2 protein-coding genes are annotated in these 2,036 nt (G+C 71.2%); both read left to right on the top strand.

Going from position 1 to position 2,036, the window contains the following annotated elements; translation table 11 throughout:
• Window positions 1-207 (top strand): hypothetical protein (locus LCD31_RS28665; RefSeq protein ID WP_224963306.1); only part of this gene is annotated, 207 nt, incomplete at its 5' end.
• Window positions 208-264: 57 nt separating this feature from the next.
• Entirely contained in the window at window positions 265-1,998 is a 1,734-nt protein-coding gene (locus LCD31_RS28660; protein WP_224963305.1) for an ABC transporter ATP-binding protein, read from the top strand.
• The last annotated feature ends 38 nt before the right edge of the window (window positions 1,999-2,036 follow it).

The raw sequence follows: 2,036 nt of genomic DNA, 5'->3' as shown, positions 1-2,036 counted from the left end.
CACTGGCCGCACGACGGCGACGCCGAGCTGGCCCGGCACGTCGACGAGCGGGTCGCCCGCATCGCCGGGGACGGCGCGGCGGCGGAAGCCGCGATTTCCGCACCGAGCGGGCGAATCCGGCGCCGACCGGTACGGCGCGTGGTGCGAGCGCCACCGGGAGCGATCAGGGCCGCCCGCGTGCCCGGTCCTGTCGTGGTCGCGGTTTAAGCTGGTCGGTGGTCCGCCGCCGATCGCGGCGACCTCCCCGAACCGTTGAGAGATCGCGTGCTGCTCCGATTGCTGCGGGCCCACCTGAGGCCCTACCGGTCGTCGATCGTCCTGCTGGTGCTGCTCCAGCTGGTCCAGACGGTCGCCACCCTCTACCTGCCGACGCTGAACGCCGACATCATCGACCGCGGGGTGCTCACCGGCGACGAGGGCTACATCCTCCGCGTGGGCGCCGTGATGCTCGCGGTGTCGCTGCTGCAACTGGTCTGCTCGATCGCCGCGGTCGGGTTCGCCGCGCGCATCGCGATGTCGCTGGGCGGGGACCTGCGGGCCTCCGTGTTCGACCGCGTGCAGTCCTTCTCCGGTCGCGAGGTGGGCCGGTTCGGCGCCCCGTCGCTGATCACCCGCACCACCAACGACGTGCAGCAGATCCAGATGCTGGTGCTGATGACCTGCGCGATGATGATCACCGCGCCGATCATGTGCGTGGGCGGGATCCTGCTGGCGCTCAACCAGGACGTGGCGCTGTCCGGGCTGCTGCTGGTGATCGTGCCGGTGCTCGGCGCGTTCATCGGCGTGCTGGTATCCCGGCTGCGCCCGGTGTTCCGCGAGATGCAGCAGCGCATCGACACCGTCAACCGCGTGCTGCGCGAGCAGATTAACGGCCTGCAGGTGATCCGCGCGTTCGGCAAGGACGTGCACGAGCAGCGCCGCTTCGGCGCCGCGAACGCCGAGCTCACCGGCAGCGCCCTGCGCGTCGGGAACCTGATGGCGCTGATGTTCCCGACCGTGCTGGTCGTGGTGAACGTCTCCAGCGTCGCGGTCACCTGGTTCGGCGCCGGCCGCATCGACGACGGCAGCATGCAGGTCGGGGCGCTGGTGGCGTTTCTGGCCTACCTGATGCAGATCCTCATGTCGGTGATGATGGCGACGTTCATGTTCATGATGATCCCGCGCGCCGAGGTGTGCGCCGAACGCATCCAGGAAGTCCTCGGCACCGAGACCACCGTGCGCCTGCCGGAGCGGCCCGTCCGCGAGCTCACCGGGCACGGCGAGCTGGAGCTGCGCGACGTCGGCTTCCGCTACCCGGGCGCGGAACGGCCGGTGCTGCAGGGCATCACCTTCGAAGCAGGGCCGGGCGAGACCACCGCGATCATCGGCAGCACCGGCAGCGGCAAGAGCACGCTGATCAACCTGATCCCGCGGCTGTCCGACGCCACCGGCGGCGCCATCCGCATCGACGGGGTGGACGTGCGGGAGATCGACCCGGACCTGCTGACCCGCACCGTTTCCTACGTGCCGCAACGGCCCTACCTGTTCTCCGGCACCATCGCGAGCAACCTGCGCCACGGCGACCCGGACGCCACCGACGAGGAGCTGTGGCACGCGCTGGAGGTCGCCGCGGCCGCCGACTTCGTGCGCGAGCTGCCCGGCGGCCTCGACGCCGAGCTGTCCCAGGGCGGCGGCAACGTCTCCGGCGGCCAGCGGCAGCGGCTCGCGATCGCCCGGGCCCTGGTGCGGCGTCCCGAGATCTACCTGTTCGACGACTCGTTCTCCGCGCTCGACTACGCCACCGACGCCGAAGTCCGCGCCGCGCTGCGCCGCGACACCGCCGACGCGACCGTCGTCATCGTCGCCCAGCGGGTCAGCACCATCCGCGACGCCGACCGCATCCTCGTGCTCGACGCGGGCGAACTCGTCGGCGTCGGCACCCACCCGGAACTGATGCGCGACAACGAGACCTACCGGGAGATCGTCCTGTCCCAGCTCACCGAACAGGAAGCGGCATGAGCGCCCCCACCCGCGCCCCCGGGTAGCGGAAGCCGACG

This window comes from Saccharopolyspora sp. 6M (assembly GCF_020176775.1).
GTDB lineage: Bacteria > Actinomycetota > Actinomycetes > Mycobacteriales > Pseudonocardiaceae > Saccharopolyspora_C > Saccharopolyspora_C gregorii.
The sequence above is the reverse complement of the archived record's forward strand: the minus strand, read 5'-3'. Positions and strand labels throughout refer to the sequence as shown.